The following is a 21,075-nucleotide window of genomic DNA, read 5'->3' as shown; positions in this document are numbered from 1 at the left end:
TAGCAAAAGCACAACAAATAGTCATCTTCTAACTTAATTGTGCTTTAATTTTTTGGTGTTTCTGTTTCATGTTTTTTAAAGCTGTCTTTCAGTCCACGAATATTATCATGCACGATCTTACGTGCATCGCCATGTCCTTCATCTGCCACTTGTTTTAATTCCCAGTGCAACAAGACGGTAATAATGATACGAATAATGACTACGGCTGATAGCACCACTAATTCATACGTGTCGCGAACGGTTACCGTTTTAATAATTTCGGCACCTAAGTTAAAAGTCAAACTCAATGACAACGCTTCGCCAAAGTTAATCAAAACATCGCGATCAGAATAATTCAAACGTGACTTAAATAACAACAAAAGGGTCTCGACAGCGGCATATACGATAATCGCAATTCCGATAATTTCGAGTACATGAATGGCAATATAACTAGAAATATATAATATTTCTTCAAGCGCTGCTTCCATAATATCCTCTCCTTTTTATTCCAAAAAAAGAAAGGGAAGAGGCTCCTCTTCCCTTTGCTCTCTTAAATTGTTACATCTTTTAGTTTTTCAAAGCTAGAAAAAGGTTGGCTAGTCCCATTAAGCCTAGACCTACCCAAGCCATCGTTTCATTTCCGGTTTGAAGTAGGGCATATAAAACTGCAAAAGCAATCCAGACAGAAAGGATAGCAAATACTTTACCTTTTAATACACTATCTAGTTTTTCCATAATTCTCTGCCTCCTTTATTATAGACCCATACCGGCACTAATGAGTAAGTATCCCATAATACCGATCACTAGTGATTGAATGACGTTGATAATTCCGGTAACTTTAAGAATTTCACCTTCACGTCCTGAAAGTCCTGATACACCAGTACCAAGTGCTGCGTTACCTGGTGAGAAGGAGTTGGATAGTGAACTTGCAGTTGTTTGTAATGCAAGAATGATAAATGGTGAAATTTTCAAGATGTCTGCTACTTCATATTGCATGCTTGTGAACAAGATGTTAGATGAAGTTCCAGAACTTGTTACGAATCCACCTAAAAGACCAATGAATGGTGACAAGATTGGGAAGAAGTTACCTGCTACAGAAGCAATTCCATATGCTAAGTAAGTGGTTAATCCCCCTGCTGTCATAGTAAGTGCCATCATAGTCATTGGCATGATGGTTGCAGTAGATCCGATCGATTGTTTTAGGGTTTTATTCCATGCAATGCCTAGTGCATTTTGTGGAAGTAAACCTTTTGATTTGTAATAAGCTGCTGCCAAGAAACTTGACAGAACGATTAAGCTTCCTGGAGTGGTCAAGATTTTAAGTGGTGAATATTTAGCAACTGCTGCTTCGGTATAACCGAATGTTGTTGCAATCTCATCAAATGCCAAGCCCACTTGGAAGATATCTTGTTCCAAGAAGTTTTTGACAGGTGGGATAAGATATACGGCAAATACGACAACGATTAAGATAACATAAGCGCTAAATGCATCGCCGAATTTTTTGCCTTTAACTTCTTCAGGTTCTTCAATCGCATCAGCATCAGCAGCTGGACGATATTGTGGGAATTTCGGTAAAACGAAACTTCCAAAAGCAAGTCCTAAAGCACCTGCGATAAAGGTTGCGATATATGGGGATACAAAGCTTGTAATTGCCATTAATGAAACGCCCATGACAAGTGATAATGAAATAACTGCCACGATACCTTCTTTAAGTGCTTTAAGTCCGCCATAGTTAAGTAAGATCGCAAATCCAGTTAAAACGCCACCAACTGCGATGAATACACCGCCCCAAACTGCCATGTTATGAGGATCAACTGGGCTTAAGTTAATCAATACAGAATAACTTGCACCTAAAGAACCAAATGTGATTCCCCATGAGTGTCCAAGAAGTGAGGTGATGGTTGCGGTCATTGGATCAAAACCAAGACCAATTAAAAGTGGTGTTGCAACTGCAACAGGAACACCAAATCCACAAACACCTTGAACAAATGTTGTGAAGCACCATCCAATAAGTAAAAGTTGTAGCATTTTGTTGCCATTGGTCAATTTCGTAAAGGTGTGGGCAATCACTTTAAAACTACCCGTCACTTCTACGATGTTGTAGAGGAACATCGAGCTCCAAACAATAAATAGAACGAACAGCGTCGACCATAACCCTTTAAGAGTACCGGTAGCGAGAACATGCACGTCTCCGCCAAATGCAAATAAAATAACTAGAACTGAAACAATCCACGCAATAACTCCAGAACGTGATCCAGAAACTCCCAAACCAATCATAAGCCCAAGTACTACGATAATTGGGAGAGCTGCTAGCATCCATGTAAGTCCGGACATTGGCGGCAGTCCAGCTTGTGACATTAACTGTGACATACCTTCTAACATAATAAACCTCCTATAATTTTAAATAGAAAGTTCTGCATCTGCTAAAGTGTTAGTCAATGGCAGATGTGTTTGGGCTTAGTCGCATCTGCTAGTCAATTTACGAATAATAGCTTGCTGATACACTTTAAATTTTAGATATTCTAAAATTTGAACGATGTAGAACCTTTTACTTTAACTTTTTAGAAGCTAAAATGAGAAAAATTTCTCATTTCAGACTCCACTTCTATATTATACGTTTTTAAAAAATACTATCCTATAGCAAGTAAGTATAGTTTTTGGATGTTTTTTTATCCATTATGGTAAAAAGCAATAGGAGATTCTTTTATTTTTAAAAGTTGCTTCTTATTTATTATGTTTTGCCTTTTTTCTTGTTTATTTTATGAAGGATTATTTGGCATGCATGTTGAATTTTCCTTGTTCAATATAGACCGACAATATTGCAATATCAGCCGGAGTTACGCCGCTGATTCGGCTCGCTTGGGCAATCGTTTCAGGCCGGATTTTTTCAAGGCGCTCGACTGCTTCGGCTTTTAGACTATTGATTTGGTGATAATCGATAAAAGATGGAATAGTTTTATCTTCCATGCGTTTCATCTGTTCCACTTTTTGCAAAGATTTTTCGATATAGCCTTCATACTTAATACGAATATCAATTTGTTCTTGTTCATGGCGATCAAGTGCTACTTCTGCTGGGAAAAGTTGTGCAATTTCAGCATATTGAATATTAGGTCTACGTAAGAAATCATAAGCTAAGATACCATCTTTTAATGGTTTTTCTCCTTTTTCTTCCAACAAAGCAGCGACATCTTTCGGACGCAAACGTAACTGTGTCAGTCGCTCAAGTTCCGCTTCAATTCGTTGTTTTTTTAGCAAAAAGCGTTCATAACGTTCATCAGAAACAAGTCCTAATTCATGACCTTTTTCTGTTAAGCGGAAATCTGCATTGTCATGACGTAAAAGCAGACGATATTCAGCCCGGCTTGTAAGTAGACGGTAAGGTTCAACCGTTCCTTTCGTTACAAGGTCATCAATCATCACACCAATGTAGCCTTCATTACGTTTCATAACATATGGTTCTTTTCCTTGTGTGTAGCGTGCAGCATTAATTCCTGCAATAATACCTTGTCCTGCTGCTTCTTCATAGCCACTCGTTCCATTAATTTGACCTGCACTAAATAAACCATGCACTAATTTAGTTTCAAGAGAAGGGCGCAATTGGTGCGGCAAAATAATATCATATTCAATCGCATAACCCGTCCGCATCAATTCCACATCTTCAAGTCCTTTAATAGAGCGCAAAATGTCCAGTTGCACTTCTTCAGGCATTGCGGTAGACATACCTTGAACATAGATTTCGTGGGAATTATCGCCTTCTGGTTCTAAAAAGAGTAGATGGCGCGGTTTATCATGAAAACGGACAATCTTGTCTTCAATCGTTGGACAATATCTTGGACCCACTGCGAATTCTCCAGAATAAGTATAAGTACGATCTAAATTATCTTGAATAATTTGATGCGTCTGCTCATTTGTATAAGTTAACCAGCATGATAATTGATCTTGACGATATGCTTTATCTGGTGTCTCAAAGCTGAAATGATTCGGCTCTTTATGTCCAGGTTGCTCTTCAATAGCTTCATAATGAATTGAACGGTCATGAATGCGTGGTGGTGTACTCGTTTGGAAGCGATCCAATTCAAATCCTAATTCCAATAAATTCTCTGATAAGCGAACAGAAGGCAATGTATTATCTGGACCACTGGAATATTTTAGTTCGCCAATTACAATCTCACCTCGACTTGACGTGCCAGTCGTTAAGACGACTGCTTTTGCTTGATGACGTGCCCCTGTACTTGTAATAATTCCTTTAATCACACCATCTTCAACAATTAATTCATTGACAAGCCCTTGACGAAGTGTCAGATTTTCTGTCTCTTCTAGCACTTTTTTCATATTTCTTGAATAATAATTTTTGTCAGATTGTGCACGTAAAGCACGCACTGCTGGTCCTTTTGCAGTATTGAGCATGCGCATTTGCACATAGGTTTTGTCGGTATTGCGTCCCATTTCGCCACCTAAGGCATCTACTTCACGCACCACGATACCTTTAGCGGGACCTCCAATGGCGGGGTTACATGGCATAAAAGCCACTTTATCTAAATGAATGGTCATAAGCATCGTTTTTTGTCCCATTCGCGCTGCCGCAAGTGCCGCTTCTACTCCTGCATGACCTGCTCCTACGACAATCACGTCATAAGGTTCTGATGGATAAATTTTTACTTTGTCTTGCATGGCTTTCCTACTTCCTTTTAGGTTAGATTTATATTTTATGAATTGTTTTAATGCACTATTTGCACCTTTTGGGGTCATTTGAGTTGTATTATATGCTATTTCCCAAGGCAAAAACGACTAAAGAGTTGATCGAGCAACTCATCTTGAACCGTCTCCCCTGTAATATTTCCCAACAATTCCCAAGCACTCGTAAAATCGATTTGAACAAGATCTACTGGCATGCCTTGCTCTATTCCCAACAAGACATCATCAAGTGCTTGGTTTGCTTTTTCAAGCAATGCAATATGGCGAATGTTAGACACTAGCTGTGCCCCATGAAGCGCTGTTTTTCCACTGAAAAATAAAGCAGCAATTTTCTCTTCTAAGCGGTCTACTCCTGACTTTTTCATTAAGGACAATTCAATCACTTCTGCTGGTTCAACATATGACATAAGCGTGTCAAGATCCAACTGTGGCGCAAGATCCTGCTTATTCAAAAGCACCAGACGCTCCATCTTTTCAGTTTGTTCTAATAGTGCAATATCTTCAGCTGTTAGCGGGCTACTTTGATCAATTACCAATAAAATAAGATCTGCTTCTTCAATAACTTCACGACTGCGCTCGACACCAATTTTTTCTACAATATCTTCTGTATCGCGGATACCTGCTGTATCAATAAGATGCAAAGGCACTCCTTTAATATTAATGAATTCTTCAATCACATCACGTGTTGTCCCTTCAATATTCGTAACGATCGCTTTTTCTTCTTTTAATAATGTATTGAGCAGACTGCTTTTTCCAACATTAGGTCGGCCTACAATTGCTGCTTTTAAGCCATCGCGCAATATTTTTCCTTCGCGTGCCCCTTGAAGCATGTCATTGATTTTTGCTTGAACATTTCGTGCTTCTTTTTCGATTAGTGCTGTCGTCATCTCTTCAATGTCATCATATTCAGGATAGTCAATGTTAACTTCCACTTGAGCCAAGGTCGCTAAGATCTGTTGACGCAAAATTCGTATTTGTTCTGCTAGATTCCCTTGTAGTTGCTTCATTGCAACTTTCATGGCACGATCCGTTTTAGCTTGAATAACATCCATTACCGCTTCTGCTTGCGATAAGTCAATCCGTCCATTCAAAAAAGCGCGCTTAGTGAATTCACCAGGTTCTGCTAATCGTGCCCCCGCTTTCAAGCACAATTCCAACACACGCTGCGTTGCAACCATTCCTCCATGTGTATTAATTTCTACAACATCTTCCACTGTATATGTTCTTGGAGCTTTCATAATGGAGACCATCACTTCATCGACACGCTCATCACCGTCCATAATATAACCATAATGAATGGTATGAGAATCCTGATTTTTTAATGATTTTCGTCCCATATGATACAATTTGTCCGCAATCGCAAGCGCATCGCCACCGCTTAGACGAACGATACTAATGCCCCCTTCTCCTGGAGGGGTCGAAATAGCAGCAATGGTATCATCCACATATTGATTGGTCATTGTCTCTCTCCTTCCTACATCAATTCATAAAAAAAACACTACATCTACTCTCACACACAACTGGTGCAAAAAGTAGAGGAGTGCTTTCACCACTTCTCTGATTTATTTATTTTTATGCAAGCTTATTTTATCATGTTTGGCAAAAAAGGCAACCCTAAAATGCCTAAAGTCTAGGCTTATTTTTTAAAAGCCTTTTTTAAGGCGCCTACCAAATAAAGTGAGCCAAATTGAATCCAAATAGCATCTTTATTAATATCTTGTTCAATCATTTGGCGAACTTCCTGTGCATCTTGGGCATAGATAGCTTCTTTTCCACGATGTGCCAATTGTTGCGCTACTGCTTTTGCATCAAATCCACGAACTTCATCTGGACTAACAACAATAAAGCGGTCCGCCATCTCCCAAACTAAATCAATCATTTTTTCGTACGCTTTATCTTTCATCATACCAATAACAAAAGAAAAATGATCTATTTCAAATTGTTCTTTTAATGTTTCAACTAATCGTCTCACAGCAATTTCATTGTGTGCCCCATCAATAAAGAATAAGGGGTGATCAAGTATTTTTTCCATGCGTCCTGCCCAAAATGCTTGGCGCAGTCCTTTTTGAATTGTTGATAATTCCAAGTGAAATCCATGATGTGCAAGATAATCCGCCACAATAATTGCTAGTGCAGCATTTTCTGTTTGATGGATGCCAAGTAGCTGAATTTCATAAGGGACTTGTGCATAAGTAAATTTCTGGGTGAAATATGGCGTAATTTTTGGCGCAAGTACTTTTTTAGAAGAATCTACTTTATAAAGCGGAATATTAAGTGCTGCGGCACGTTCAGCAAAGACAGCATAAATGCTTGGCTTGAAGTCCCCAATAAATGCTGGAACTCCCGCTTTAAAAATTCCTGCCTTTTCAAAGGCAATCGCTTCTTCAGTATCTCCTAACACGCCCATATGATCTAGCCCAATTGATGTTACAACCGTTGCATAGACATTTTCAGCAGGAATAACATTTGTTCCATCTAAGCGTCCGCCAACACCAACTTCAAGTAGCACGACATCAGGGGCTTTTTTTGCAAAATATAAAAAGGCAGCCGCTGTAATAAGCTCAAATGCCGAGTAACGTCGATTAACTTCTGCTTCAATTTTAAGAGCAACCATTCCGACTTTTTCCATCAAATGCTCAAATTCTGCTTCATCAATCAACTCACCATTCAAGCGAATGCGTTCGCAAATACTTTCTAAGTGCGGCGAAGTAAATAAGCCGACAGAATATCCTGCTTCTGTCAAAATTGAAGTTAAAAAAGCGCTTGTTGACCCTTTGCCATTAGTGCCTGCAACATGAATATAGCGCGCTTTTCTTTCAGGATGGTCCAATGCATCCATTAACTTCTTCATCATTGACAGATCTTTTCTGCCATGTGTCCCGCGACTTTTTTGTACCATCTCTAGCCATTTTTTTTTGCTCATTTAGTCTTCTCTTTTCTTATGTTTATTAATGGGTGATACCAAAAAACTTAAAACACGATCTTCCACCATTTTATTCACAGTTAAGCTGACAGGACCATAAGTGATTTGATCGCCTTTTTCAGGAATGCGGTCAAGAAGTTCAATAAAGAAGCCACTCACGCGTGTCGATTCAAACGTACGATCTGGCACAATGCCGAATTGTTTCATAAATTTCTTCAAATTCATATCCGCTACAACTTCATAAATATTTTCTTTGATTTGGACAACGTCATCATGGCGTACATCGCCCTCATCCCAGATCTCGCCCACAAGTGCTTCAAGCACATCTTCCATTGTCACAATTCCAACTGTTCCCCCATACTCATCTTTGATCACCGCCATATGCAAATGCGTCCCTTGCATCAATGTAAGCAGCTTACTAATGCGTGTTGTTGGCGGTGCATAAATGACTTCCATAATCAAATCTTGCAAGCTGACCTTTTCTTCCAACAAATTAAGCATATAACGGCTGAATGTTTTTTCATGAATAAATCCTAATACATCATCAATTGTTTCATCATAGACAATGAGGCGAGAATGATTATTTGAATAGACAACTTCTTTTATTTTCTCTAAATCATCATGAATACTGAATCCTTCAATGTCCATTCGCGGCGTCAAGACACCAGACACTTCCATATCGTCAAAAGCAATGGCTGAACGAATAAGACGCCGTTCATAATCGCTCAAATTACCTGTCTGCTCTGCACGGTCAACTAATGAGAAAAGTTCTTCATCACTGACAATATCTTCTTGTTCTTTTTTGAACAAAGATACAATTAAATTCGTCAACTTTGAAAGCACCCAAATAAATGGCGACAAAATAAGTAAGATTAATCGTAAAAATGGCGCAAAAGTTCGTGCTACACCTTCTGAATGTTCAGTCGCAATCGTTTTCGGCGTAATTTCACTAAAAATTAAAATTAAAATAGTCATGGCAATAGTAGAGATGACTCCGCCATATTCTGGCGATAATTGTAAAAATAAAGTCGTTGCCACTGCGGACGCGCCAATATTGACGATATTATTACCAATTAAAATACCCGACAATAACCAGTCAAACTGTTCGCGCAATTTTAATATCAAAACCGCTTTTTGGTCGCCTTTATCTGCTTGAGATTTTAAGCGTATTAAATTAATAGAAGTAAAAGCACTTTCGCTTGCTGAGAAAAAAGCAGACATTAATATAAAAATTAAAATCAAGAAAGCATTCAGTGCAATATTGTCTTTCAAGGGTGATATCCTCCTTAAATAGCCAAAATAGGCAACGCTTCATTCATTCGTCTTGAACGAGCGCGTTGCCCTTTTCGTTAATTATTCTTCATCGTCTAATGGCTCAACGACGAGATAACGGTAAGGCTCTTTGCCTTCTGAGTACGTTTGAACTCCCGTATAATGATTTAAATAGCGATGAATTTGTTTACGTTCATGTGCTGGCATCGGGTTGAGTGATACGCGTTGACCTGTTTGGACAACTTTTTCTGCTGTACGATCAGCTAATCTTTCAACCGTACTTTTGCGACGTTCACGATATTTTTCTGCATCAACTTTTACAAAAAGTTTGCTATGTGCTAGTTGGTGCATATGATTTTGGGCAAGAATTTGTAGACCATTCAATACTTTCCCATGGCGACCAATGACAAGCCCCGCGCTTTCCGTTTCAATATCATAAGTTACAAAGTTGTCAACGCGACTGACAAATACTTCAACATCATCAATCTTCATTGCGCGGACAATCATTTCTAAATAATCAGCAATTGCCTCAATTGCAGCTTGATCTTGTTCAGCTGGAATCATTGTTTCTTCATATTCTTCATTATGTAGATTATCTGTAGCTGATTTGGCACTTTGCACCTCATCTTTTTTAGCTGTTTGCGCATGTTCTGTAGCTTGTACCTTATCTTTTTCTGGTGCAGGTGTTAGATTTTCAGCTGCTTTTTTTGTTTCATTTTCTTTTTTTGCAGTTACTTGAGGTTTTGAAGGGGCAACATCTAGTGGTTTAATAGGTTCCAAAAGATCAGACACTAAGTCTTTCTTCTCGAGACGTTCCACCACAACAATTGCATCACGTTGTCCAATTCCTAAAAAACCTTTTTTTCCTGGATCTTGAACTGTAATTTTTGCTTCTTCTTTCGTAATGCCTACCGCTTCGAGCCCTTTTTGAATGGCTGCTTCTTGTGTAGGAGCTTGTGCAACATATTTATCAATCAATTCGGAAACCTCCATGATTATTTTTTCACGCTGCGGCCTGTCTTTTTCGCTTTGCGAATAGCTTGACGACGGCGGCGTGCTTCTTCTTTTTCTGCTTCTTCTTTTGCTTGGCGTTTTTCTATTTTTTTGAATGGATTATCAAAAACTAAAGTTGTAACCACAGTATAAATATTACGTGTCGCAAAATAAAGAGATAATGAACTTGATAAGCGGAATGTAATAAAGAAAATAAGGACTGGCATGAAATAAATCATAAAGCTGCCGCCTGGATTTTCGCGACCAATTTGCATCAAATAAGCATTCAAGAGCAAGCTTAAGGCTGCAATAATTGGAATAATCATATAAGGATCAGGCTGTCCTAGTTGCAACCATAAAAAGTCTCCTGTTGCCAATTCTGGTGTACGAACAACTGCTTGATAGAGCGCAATAAAGATTGGCATTTGAATAAATAATGGCAAAAATTGCGACGACATACTGACGCCCGCTTCATCTTGAACGCGTTTGATTTCAGACTGTAACTTTTCTTTAGTAGCTGCATCTTGCGCTGAATAGGTGTGTTGTAATTCTTTTATTTTAGGCTGCAATGCCATACTCTTGTCTGCATTTTTTTGTTGATAAATGGTGAAAGGAATTAATAAAGTTTGTGTAATCAATGTAAAAGCAATAATTCCTAAACCATAATCATGTCCGCAGATTTCTGAGAGTTTAATAAGAAATTGTGACAAATTATAAATAATCATTCTATCCCAAAATCCAGTGCTATCTGCCGTAATAGGCGCTTGTGGTTGCGGATTTTTTGCACATGATGCTAGAACAAATACAAATAAAATAAGTGCAAGCATTTGAAGCGGTTTTTTATATTTTTTTATAAATTCTTGCAACGTTCTCTCTCCTTTATTGTAGACTACCGTCTTATTATAACTTAAATTTCTGAATTTGTAGACTCTTTTTTTATAGGCGGATGTAGGAATAATTCGCCCAACATTAGGACATGTGTCAAACTAGAAGTCATCTGCTCAAAGGTCATATGAGAAACTGACTGGCGTGCGATAATCACCATATCATACATTGGTGCTAGCTGATAACATTGATCCAAATGACGCATAATGTGGCGCATTCTTCTTTTGATCCGATTGCGCATGACCGCATTTCCTAAGCGTTTACTAACCGATAGTCCGACGCGATAATGATCGCAGTCTTTTCGGCGAACAAAATGAATTACGAATTGGCGATTAGCAACTGATGCCCCCTCTTGGAAGACGCGCTGAAAATCGCGATCACTTTTCACACGATATTCTTTTTTCATTTTTTCACCCTCCGTCATATGATGACGTCCTTAAATCTTCAAAAAAAAAGTAACAGCGCATGAGCGTCTGTCACCTTTCATAGTTCATTAATGCGTTAAACGTTTTCTTCCTTTACGACGACGATTTTTCAAAACGTTTCGGCCGTCTTTCGTGCTCATACGTTTACGGAATCCATGGACTGTTTTTCTTTTACGTTTTTTAGGGTTATAAGTTAATCCTTCAGACATCTCTGCACCTCCTGGTAATCTTAAACTATTCTTTTATTTAAAAAATGTGTGACCTACTATCAAACAACATAGACAAGCTACAATATTATAGAAAAAAAGCGACACATTGTCAACTCCTGCTCTAAAATTCACTTGAAATATTTTAAGATGCTTTCAAGCATTCTCCTACATGATGAAAAAAATTAGTTTATCTTTTTTTGATTGCATTCAAAATATTCTAAAAATATAAGGCAACATCGTTGTCATCCAAATGGTTGATTACTATTTTGATGACTGTTTCACAGAAAAAAAGGAGAGGTTTTTTTGATTTTTTTTAGCTACCATATATGGCGGTCATTATCCAAGAGTTATCCACATATCGAGGGATAACTCTTTTTTTTTTTTTATTTATACACATCTTTTTTCCACAAAATAGCACTTATTCACAGTAGTGGGAGAACTTATCCACTTATCCATAAAAAATGTGCAAAACTTTCTAAAAGTGTTGCTATTATTGCATTATAATTGTCTGCTTTTTCCCACATTTTATAAAAAATCTTACTTTTTCACAAGAGTTATCCACAAAATTAACAAGATGTGTATTTATTGTTTCACAACTTTTTGATAGTGCTGTGCACATGTTGCTCCTTCTGTGGAAAACTTTTATTCGATATGGTAAAATTCCTTTGTATTGAAAGAAAGTGAGGGACTGGAATGAATGAACAAGAGATTTGGAATTTTTTAACACAAAAATTTAAAAATACCTTATCAAAAGTGAGCTATGATACATGGATTGGCAGCGCTGATTTATTAGAAGCTAATGAGCAGCATGTACGAATCAAAGTGCCAAGCACACTTCAAAAAGATTATTGGGAGCGCAATTTAATCACAAAAGTAGTGGAATATTTATATGAATTTACTCAAAAAGAACTTACACCACAACTAGTGACTGAAGATGAATTAAAAAAACAACTTGCTCCCACACCTTCTGCTCAGACTTTGCCCCCTTCAGAAAAACCGCAACTTGTGGAAAATTATACATTTGATCGTTTTGTGATTGGCAAAGGCAACCAGATGGCACATGCTGCCGCACTTGTTGTTTCAGAAGAGCCCGGCGAAGTCTACAATCCGCTTTTTTTCTATGGCGGGGTTGGCCTTGGAAAAACACATTTAATGCATGCTATTGGGCATCAACATTTGCAAATTAATCCGCAAGCCAAAATTAAATATGTTACAAGTGAAAAATTTGCCAATGATTTTATTAATTCCATTCAAAATCGTACGAGCGAACAATTTCGTCAAGAATATCGCAATGTTGATTTATTATTAGTGGATGATATTCAATTTTTTGCAGATAAAGAAGGCACACAGGAAGAATTCTTTCATACCTTCAATACGCTCTTTGATCACAAAAAACAAATTGTATTAACGAGCGACCGGTTGCCTAATGAAATTCCAAAATTAGAAGAACGTTTGGTGTCACGCTTTGAATGGGGGCTTTCTGTAGATATTACACCGCCAGATTTAGAAACACGAATTGCTATCTTGCGCAAGAAAGCAGACGCTAACTTGCTCGATATTCCCGATGATACACTCAGTTATATTGCAGGACAATTCCAATCAAATATTCGTGAATTGGAAGGAGCCCTTGTGCGTGTACAAGCTTATGCCACTATGCAAGGCAGCGAGATTACGACCAGCCTTGCCGCTGATGCACTCAAAAGCTTAATTCGCTCCAGCGACCGCAAAGTAACGATTGATAAAATTCAAGAAACAACCGCAAAATATTATCAAGTGAGCATGGACGAGATTAAAGGAAAAAGTCGCGTACAGCGGATCGTCATCCCTCGTCAAGTGTCCATGTATCTTGCAAGAGAGATCACCGATCTTTCCTTGCCAAAAATTGGAGCTGCATTTGGTGGAAAAGATCATACAACTGTCCTTCATGCACATGATAAAATTTCAGAATTAGAAAAAACTGATCGACAAATTAAACAAGCCATTCAAGAAATTAAAGATCGTCTATAAAAAATGGTAAAAAAAGACATGTGGATAAGTTCAAAGTTATCCTAAAAGTTATCCCACACTTATCCACATATAAAAAGAGAAGCTATCATTTATTTGTAGGAGTTTTCCACAATATACACAACCCCTACTACTATTACTATTAATTATTATATAATATAAGAGTAATAGCACATCTCAAATGCAGAAGAAGTGTTACACTCAAAAATATGGACTAGAAAGAAGGAATATGATGAAATTTTCTGTTAATCGTCTTGTATTTTTAGACAAATTAAGAACTGTTCAACTTGCTATTTCAAGTAAGACTACGATTCCTATTTTAACTGGAGTCAAAATTGAAGTATCACAAGAAGGAATTAAATTGACAGGAAGCAATGCCGATATTTCCATTGAAGCTTTTTTAGAGACTACGGACGATGCTGCCCAATTAGTCATTGAAGAAACAGGATCACTTGTTTTGCAACCGGCGCGCTTTTTTGCTGATATTGTAAATAAATTACCGGATGAAACTTTCTCCTTTGCAACACAAGATAGCTTTCAAGCAATTATTAAATCGGCCACAAGTTCATTCAAAATTCATGGCATTGATGCCGATAATTATCCTTATTTACCTGATATGGATGAACATTTAGCATTTAAATTGCCAGTTCAACTATTAAAACAGGTCATTCAGCAAACCGTTCATTCTGTATCGCCCCATGAAACGCGCCCAATCTTAACAGGGGTAAAATTCGATATCGGCGGCGGAAAATTAAAAGCTGTTTCGACAGATAGCCATCGTCTGAGCCAACGTCAAGTAAGTGTTGCTGAAATAGACCATGTGGAATATTCTGTTGTTATTCCTGGCACAAGTTTAAATGAATTAGTCAAAATTTTAGATGATGAATTAGAAGAAGTGTCTGTTATTGTCGTTGAAAATCAAATTTTATTTATGACAGAAGATACTTATCTCTACTCGCGACTGCTTGAAGGAAATTATCCAAAGACTGATCAATTAATTCCAACAGAAACTAATACACAAATTACATTAAATATTGCAGCACTTCGTGGAGCTGTTGAACGTGCAAGCCTCTTAAGTCATGCAGGCAAAAATAATATTGTGACCTTAAATGTGGCTGAAGGCATCCTTCGTTTAACGGGTCAATCCTCTGAAGTAGGATCAGTTGTGGAAGATATTCCTTATATTTCTATGACAGGTGATCCTATTGAGATTTCATTTAATCCTGATTATTTAAAACAAGCTTTGCAAACTTTTGTAGGAAATGATGTCACCATTGAATTCATTTCAAGTTTGCGTCCATTTATTGTATTGCCAGCTGCAGCTGCTAATCGTGTAGATTTTGTTCAATTGATTACTCCAATTCGTACACGTTAAATATAGAAGCTATTTTTCATCATTTTAATTCTTAATGATGTCATAAAAAAATGTCCTAAGACACTGAATCGACTTGCCAATATTTGTTTGGAAGTCTTATTCAGGTAAAGGGCATTTTTTATTTTGAGCGTTAAAAATTCCATTTAAACGATTTTTTGTCAAAAAGAATTAAATTGAATAAATTACCAAAAATTAAAATTAGGGGGAATATGAGCCGATTAACGAAGTCGCCCTTTGAGTTTTGCTCATTTTTTTAGTATAATGGGAATATATTTTAAGTGAAGGGGTATGGGGATGGAAAAAGAGCAACTTACCATTAATCGTGAATATATTACATTGGGGCAATTTTTGAAAATGACGGACATTATTTCAAGTGGTGGCATGGCCAAAGCTTATTTGCAGATGATGCCAGTACTTTTAAATGGTGAAGAAGAACGTCGTCGCGGTAAAAAATTATATCCTGGCGATGAGATCGTTGTATCAAATGTTGGCACATTTGTGATTGTTCAAGATCATGTATCGGATTAGGAATTTTCATGTATTTGGAGCAATTACACCTTAAAAATTTCCGCAATTATACCCACGCCTCCCTTCAATTTTCAAAGCATGTCAATATTTTTATTGGCAATAATGCACATGGCAAGACGAACTTATTGGAAAGTATTTATTTTCTAGCACTTGCGCGCAGTCATCGCACGAATAAAGATAATGAATTGATTTTATTCAATAAAAAAAATGCCTATATTAGTGGCGATCTTTTTTTGCGTGGTCAAAAAGTAGCACTTGAGATTATGCTATCTGATCGTGGCAAGCAAGCGAAAAGCAATCATCTAGAACGCAAAAAATTAAGCGACTATATTGGCACGATGAATGTTATTATGTTCGCGCCAGAGGACTTAGAATTAGTTAAAGGCTCACCAGCAATTCGGCGTAATTTCATTGATCGTGAATTAGGTCAAATGGACAAAATTTATTTATATCATGTGAGCCAATATCAGCAAATTTTGAAGTTGCGCAATGAATATTTAAAGCAGTTACGTCAAAAAAAAGCACATGATACTTTATATTTGGACATTTTAACGGAACAATTAGCGGCCGAGGGAGCAGAAGTGCTTGCGCGCCGTTTGGTATTCACGCATCAGTTAGAAAAATGGGCGCAACCGATTTTGGCCGATATTTCGCGTCAAAAAGAAACATTAGCAATTAATTATCAGTCCAGCCTACCAAGTAGCGAAGCATTACTAGAAAATGAAGAAGAAAACACAATCACAATGGCCTTAAATGAAGCATTCTTAAATGCTTATCGAAAAATTCAAGCAAAAGAAATTGAACAAGGTACGACAACCATTGGTCCGCATCGTGATGATTTATCTTTTTTTGTTAATGGCCAAAATGTGCAAAATTTCGGTTCACAAGGGCAGCAGCGGACGACAAGTTTGAGTGTAAAGTTGGCTGAAATCGAATTAATGAAAGAACAAACAGGGGAATATCCTATCTTATTACTTGATGATGTATTAAGTGAATTAGATGATCAGCGCCAGACCCATTTGCTCTATAGTATTCAAAAGAAAGTGCAAACTTTTTTGACAACAACTAGTATTGAGGGCGTGCACACAAAGCTTTTACAGTCGCCTAAATTATTTGAAATTGAAAATGGACAGATCTTATCAGAAAATTATTTAGAAAAGGGGCAGATCCGTGAAAAACGATAAAGCAGCGATGAGTCATTATGATGCGAGCAATATTGAAGTCTTAGAAGGGCTAGAGGCTGTTCGCAAACGTCCCGGAATGTATATTGGAACGACCAGTCTAGAAGGCGTTCATCATCTTGTTTGGGAGATTGTTGACAATGGGATTGATGAAGTAATGGCTGGTTTTGCCGATGAAGTAACCGTAGAAATTCATCCAGATAATATAGTACGCGTAACAGATAATGGACGCGGAATTCCTGTTGATATTCAACAAAAAACAAAACGCCCAGCTGTTGAAACTGTTTTTACAGTATTGCATGCAGGTGGTAAATTCAGCGGTGATAGTTATAAAGTGTCCGGTGGACTGCATGGTGTAGGTGCAGCAGTCGTCAATGCACTTTCCAGTTTTTTAGAGATTAGAATTCATCGCAATGGCAAAATCTATCATCAACGTTATGAACGGGGTGTCGTTCAAAAAGATTTAGAAGTCGTTGGCAAGACGGATCATACGGGAACAGAAGTCTTATTCCGTCCAGATGAAGCGATTTTTCATGAAGGGATTGATTTTGACTATCAAAAATTAGCAACACGCATCCAAGAATTAGCTTATTTGAATAAAAATTTAAAAATCTCAATTACTGACTTTAGACCAGAAGAACCTATAACGAAAATCTTTCAATATAGTGGTGGTATTAAAAGTTATGTAAGTTATTTGAATGAGAATAAAACTGTTTTATATGATGAACCCATTTATTTAATGGGTGAACAAGATGATATTGAAGTCGAGCTTGCCTTGCAACATACTGATGGTTATCATATGAATTTAGTCAGTTTTGCTAATTATATTCATACGCATGAAGGGGGCACGCATGATTCTGGATTTAAAGCAGGACTAACACGTGCGATCAATGACTATGCACGCCGCAATGATTATTTAAAAGAGCAAGATGAAAATTTCTTAGGAGAAGATGTTCGAGAAGGCTTGACTGCAATTATTAGTATCAAGCATCCAGATCCGCAATTTGAAGGACAGACTAAAACAAAACTCGGAAACTCCGAAGTGCGAACGATTGTGGACCGCATTTTTTCTGAACATTTCGAGCGTTTTTTGATGGAAAATCCAAGTGTCGGTAAGAAAATAATTGACAAAGCATTCTTAGCGGCTAAAGCCCGAATTGCAGCAAAAAGAGCACGCGAAGTCACACGCAAAAAATCCGGTCTTGAAATTAGCAACTTGCCTGGAAAATTAGCTGATTGTTCATCCAATGATCCTGAAAAAAATGAACTTTTCATTGTCGAAGGGGATTCGGCAGGAGGTAGTGCAAAACAAGGACGCTCACGCCTTTTCCAAGCAATATTACCTATTCGCGGGAAAATCTTAAATGTAGAAAAAGCTTCCATTGACCGTATCTTAGCTAATGAAGAAATTCGTGCACTATTTACTGCAATGGGGACAGGTTTTGGTGAAGAATTTGATGTGAGTAAAGCACGCTATCATAAATTAATTATTATGACAGATGCGGATGTTGATGGAGCACATATTCGTACATTGTTGCTCACTCTATTATTCCGCTATATGAAACCAGCACTTGAAGCAGGTTATGTCTATGCAGCAATGCCACCACTTTATGAAGTGCGTCAAGGCAAAAGCTCCATTTATTTGGATTCTGATGAAGAATTAGAAAGACATCTTGCTAGCTTGCCTGCCAACACGAAACCCGCCATTCAACGCTATAAAGGGTTAGGTGAGATGAATGCCGATCAATTATGGGAGACGACAATGAATCCACAAACGCGCCGCCTTACACAAATTTCAATCGATGATGCCCAAGAAGCAGACCGCGTGATGAATATGTTAATGGGAGAAAATGTTAGTCCGCGGCGTGATTTTATTGAAGAAAATGCCCACTACGTTCAAGACATTGATTTATAAAGAAGAAACGATCAGAAAGGAACAATGTAAATGAGTGATATTGAAAGAAAACGTGGAGTTGAGAAAATAAGCGTCGCCCATGAAATGAAAAACTCATTTTTAGAATATGCTATGAGCGTTATCGTTTCTCGTGCATTGCCTGATGTACGTGATGGCTTAAAACCCGTTCATCGCCGCATTTTATATGGGATGCATGAATTAGGGATCACTCCTGACAAAGGCTACAAAAAATCCGCCCGTATCGTAGGAGATGTGATGGGGAAATATCATCCTCATGGCGACTCTGCCATTTATGATGCAATGGTTCGTATGGCGCAAGACTTTAGTTACCGCTATCCTTTAGTTGATGGTCATGGTAACTTTGGTTCGGTCGATGGCGATTCTGCCGCAGCAATGCGTTATACTGAAGCAAAAATGAGCAAAATTTCGCTTGAAATGTTGCGCGACATAAAAAAAGATACGATTGATTATATTGACAACTATGACAGCACCGAAAGAGAACCGACCGTTTTACCTGCCAAATTTCCTAATCTGCTCGTTAATGGAGCCAGTGGGATTGCGGTTGGTATGGCAACTAATATTCCAACGCATAATTTGCGCGAAACAATCAATGCTTGTCGACTTTTATTGAATTATCCAGAAGCAACGACTGCGGAATTAATGGAAGTCTTGCCAGGCCCTGATTTTCCAACAGGAGGACTTGTTTTAGGTAAAGCAGGTATTCGTAAAGCATATGAAACAGGACGCGGCTCTATAAAAATTCGTGCAAAAGTTCGAATTGAAACAAATAAGAGCGGGCGTGAACGTATTATTGTCGATGAATTGCCTTATATGGTCAATAAAGCACGACTTGTTGAACGCATTGCAGACTTAGCGCGCGATAAACAAATTGATGGCATTACTGGACTGACTGATGAATCAGATCGCGAAGGTATGCGAATTGTTATTAATGTACGCCGCGATTGTAGTGCCAGTGTTATTTTAAATAATTTATATAAAATGACTGCACTCCAGACAAGTTTTGGCTTTAATATGTTAGCCATTGTCGGCGGTGTCCCTAAAACGTTGAGCTTAAAAGAAATTTTATCCTGTTATTTAGACCATCAGCGCGAAGTGATTCGTCGCCGTACGATTTTTGACAAGAATAAAGCGCAAGATCGTGCCCATATTTTGGAAGGATTGCGCATTGCACTTGATGCAATTGATGCAATTATTGCAATTTTGCGCAGTTCAAAAACAGGTGCCATTGCCAAAGAAAGATTGATGGATGGCTTTAATTTATCAGATCGCCAAGCACAAGCTATTTTAGATATGCGTATGATTCGCTTAACAGGGTTAGAACGAGAAAAAATTGAAGCAGAATATCAAGAACTTGTCCAACTCATTCAAGATTTAACAGATATCTTAGCAAATCCAAAACGTGTCGATGAGATTATTGAAGAAGAATTGCAAGAAGTTGCTGACAAACATGGTGATGATCGTAAGACAGAATTATTAGTGGGTGAAGCTTTAAGCATTGAAGATGAAGATTTGATTGAAGAAGAAGAAATCGCCATCACCTTATCGAACAATGGCTATATGAAACGCATGGCAATTAGTGAATTTCGTGCTCAAAATCGCGGTGGACGCGGTGTCCGCGGTATGGGAACCAATGCCGATGATTTTGTTGAAACGATGATTACATGTTCAACGCATGATACATTATTATTTTTCACGAATGCAGGAAAAGTATATAAAGCCAAAGGATATGAAATCCCTGAATATGGTCGAACAGCAAAAGGTATCCCAGCAATCAATTTCTTAAATATAAAAAATGAAGAAAAAATTCAAACCATTATCAATTTAGAAGAAAAACCAGCACAGCATGAAGAATTCTTTTTTGTAACACGCCTAGGTGTCGTTAAACGAACGGGTGTTGAACATTTCCAAAATATTCGCAGCAGCGGCATCATTGCCATTAAATTAGATGACGATGATGAGCTAGTCAAAGTCTTACTGACAGATGGCCACCAAAATATTATCATCGGAACACATAATGGACAAGCGGCCTCATTCAAAGAAGAAGTAGTTCGTAGTATGGGTCGAAATACGGCTGGTGTTCGCGGCATTAAATTGCGTCCAGATGATTTTGTCATCGGTGCTGACATTCGTCCAGAAGGCCATAAAGTTTTTGTTATTACAGAAAAAGGATATGGTAAATTGACCCCTGTTGAAGATTATGAATTACGCAATCGCGGGGGTGTCGGTGTTATCACACTAAATATTACTGAACGTAATGGCCATTTGATGGGACTAGCGACCATTAAAGGAGACGAAGACATTATGGTTATTACAGATAGTGGCATCTTAATTCGTTTCCGTGCCAGCGATGTGTCAACAACAGGCCGCAATACACAAGGAGTACGTCTAATGCGTTTGAATGAAGAAGATTGTGTCTCTACTTTCTCAATTGTAACTGCTGAAGAAAAGCAGTTAGAAGCAGAAAGTCTAACGAAACGTCATCCACTGGAACGACTAGAAAATGACACATCATCAGAAATAAATAAAGAAGATGGCTTAGAAGAGCTTTTAAAACGAGCGGAATCTGGTACATCTACAGATCAAATGGATGAATAAATCAAAAATTGCGACACAATAATGTGTCGCAATTTTTTATATATTATTATAAAAATTAAAAAAGTATGAGAAAAA

17 protein-coding genes are annotated in these 21,075 nt (G+C 37.9%); 6 read left to right on the top strand and 11 right to left on the bottom strand.

Features of this window, described 5'->3' with window-relative positions:
- Positions 1-44: 44 nt before the first annotated feature.
- The 11 genes from C231_RS07635 to rpmH form a co-directional block, all read right to left on the bottom strand.
- Positions 45-467, bottom strand: a complete 423-nt coding sequence (locus C231_RS07635) for a DUF1622 domain-containing protein (protein WP_018659084.1) — start codon at positions 465-467, stop codon at positions 45-47.
- A 79-nt stretch (positions 468-546) separates the two neighbouring features.
- The gene (locus C231_RS08535; RefSeq protein ID WP_018659082.1) at positions 547-714 is read right to left on the bottom strand and encodes a hypothetical protein; all 168 of its coding nucleotides are present in this window, start codon (positions 712-714) and stop codon (positions 547-549) included.
- An 18-nt stretch (positions 715-732) separates the two neighbouring features.
- Entirely contained in the window at positions 733-2,361 is a 1,629-nt protein-coding gene (locus tag C231_RS0102550) for an L-lactate permease (protein ID WP_018659080.1), read from the bottom strand.
- 387 nt (positions 2,362-2,748) lie between these two features.
- Positions 2,749-4,650 (bottom strand): tRNA uridine-5-carboxymethylaminomethyl(34) synthesis enzyme MnmG, encoded by a 1,902-nt coding sequence (mnmG, locus tag C231_RS0102545; RefSeq protein ID WP_018659079.1) that lies wholly within the window; start codon positions 4,648-4,650, stop codon positions 2,749-2,751.
- A 95-nt stretch (positions 4,651-4,745) separates the two neighbouring features.
- Positions 4,746-6,134, bottom strand: a complete 1,389-nt coding sequence (gene mnmE / locus C231_RS0102540) for a tRNA uridine-5-carboxymethylaminomethyl(34) synthesis GTPase MnmE (RefSeq protein WP_018659078.1) — start codon at positions 6,132-6,134, stop codon at positions 4,746-4,748.
- Positions 6,135-6,310: 176 nt separating this feature from the next.
- Positions 6,311-7,597, bottom strand: a complete 1,287-nt coding sequence (locus C231_RS07630) for a bifunctional folylpolyglutamate synthase/dihydrofolate synthase (protein WP_018659077.1) — start codon at positions 7,595-7,597, stop codon at positions 6,311-6,313.
- Entirely contained in the window at positions 7,598-8,869 is a 1,272-nt protein-coding gene (locus C231_RS07625; protein WP_018659076.1) for a hemolysin family protein, read from the bottom strand.
- A gap of 81 nt (positions 8,870-8,950) precedes the next feature.
- On the bottom strand, positions 8,951-9,847 hold the full coding sequence (jag, locus tag C231_RS0102525) for an RNA-binding cell elongation regulator Jag/EloR (protein ID WP_018659075.1): 897 nt from the start codon (positions 9,845-9,847) through the stop codon (positions 8,951-8,953).
- Positions 9,848-9,864: 17 nt separating this feature from the next.
- The gene (yidC, locus tag C231_RS0102520; RefSeq protein WP_018659074.1) at positions 9,865-10,728 is read right to left on the bottom strand and encodes a membrane protein insertase YidC; all 864 of its coding nucleotides are present in this window, start codon (positions 10,726-10,728) and stop codon (positions 9,865-9,867) included.
- Between the two features lie 41 nt (positions 10,729-10,769).
- Positions 10,770-11,153, bottom strand: coding sequence for a ribonuclease P protein component (gene rnpA, locus C231_RS0102515; protein WP_026314313.1), 384 nt, complete (start codon positions 11,151-11,153; stop codon positions 10,770-10,772).
- Between the two features lie 87 nt (positions 11,154-11,240).
- The gene (rpmH, locus tag C231_RS0102510; RefSeq protein WP_018659072.1) at positions 11,241-11,381 is read right to left on the bottom strand and encodes a 50S ribosomal protein L34; all 141 of its coding nucleotides are present in this window, start codon (positions 11,379-11,381) and stop codon (positions 11,241-11,243) included.
- 693 nt (positions 11,382-12,074) lie between these two features.
- Between rpmH and dnaA the strand changes: the two genes are divergently transcribed.
- The 6 genes from dnaA (at position 12,075) to gyrA (ending at position 21,000) form a co-directional block, all read left to right on the top strand.
- Positions 12,075-13,388: a chromosomal replication initiator protein DnaA gene (dnaA, locus tag C231_RS0102505; protein ID WP_018659071.1), complete on the top strand. Its 1,314-nt coding sequence runs from the start codon at positions 12,075-12,077 to the stop codon at positions 13,386-13,388.
- A 229-nt stretch (positions 13,389-13,617) separates the two neighbouring features.
- Entirely contained in the window at positions 13,618-14,760 is a 1,143-nt protein-coding gene (gene dnaN / locus C231_RS0102500; protein ID WP_018659070.1) for a DNA polymerase III subunit beta, read from the top strand.
- A 294-nt stretch (positions 14,761-15,054) separates the two neighbouring features.
- Positions 15,055-15,288, top strand: a complete 234-nt coding sequence (gene yaaA / locus C231_RS0102495; protein WP_018659069.1) for a S4 domain-containing protein YaaA — start codon at positions 15,055-15,057, stop codon at positions 15,286-15,288.
- Positions 15,289-15,296: 8 nt separating this feature from the next.
- On the top strand, positions 15,297-16,472 hold the full coding sequence (gene recF, locus C231_RS0102490; RefSeq protein WP_018659068.1) for a DNA replication/repair protein RecF: 1,176 nt from the start codon (positions 15,297-15,299) through the stop codon (positions 16,470-16,472).
- A gap of 7 nt (positions 16,473-16,479) precedes the next feature.
- Positions 16,480-18,384 (top strand): DNA topoisomerase (ATP-hydrolyzing) subunit B, encoded by a 1,905-nt coding sequence (gene gyrB / locus C231_RS0102485; protein WP_040407997.1) that lies wholly within the window; start codon positions 16,480-16,482, stop codon positions 18,382-18,384.
- Positions 18,385-18,414: 30 nt separating this feature from the next.
- Positions 18,415-21,000 (top strand): DNA gyrase subunit A, encoded by a 2,586-nt coding sequence (gene gyrA, locus C231_RS0102480; RefSeq protein ID WP_018659066.1) that lies wholly within the window; start codon positions 18,415-18,417, stop codon positions 20,998-21,000.
- Positions 21,001-21,075 lie beyond the last annotated feature (75 nt).

This window comes from Allofustis seminis DSM 15817 (assembly GCF_000374325.1).
Classification (GTDB): Bacteria; Bacillota; Bacilli; order Lactobacillales; family Carnobacteriaceae_A; genus Allofustis; species Allofustis seminis.
This window is presented reverse-complemented; position numbering and strand designations above follow the sequence as displayed.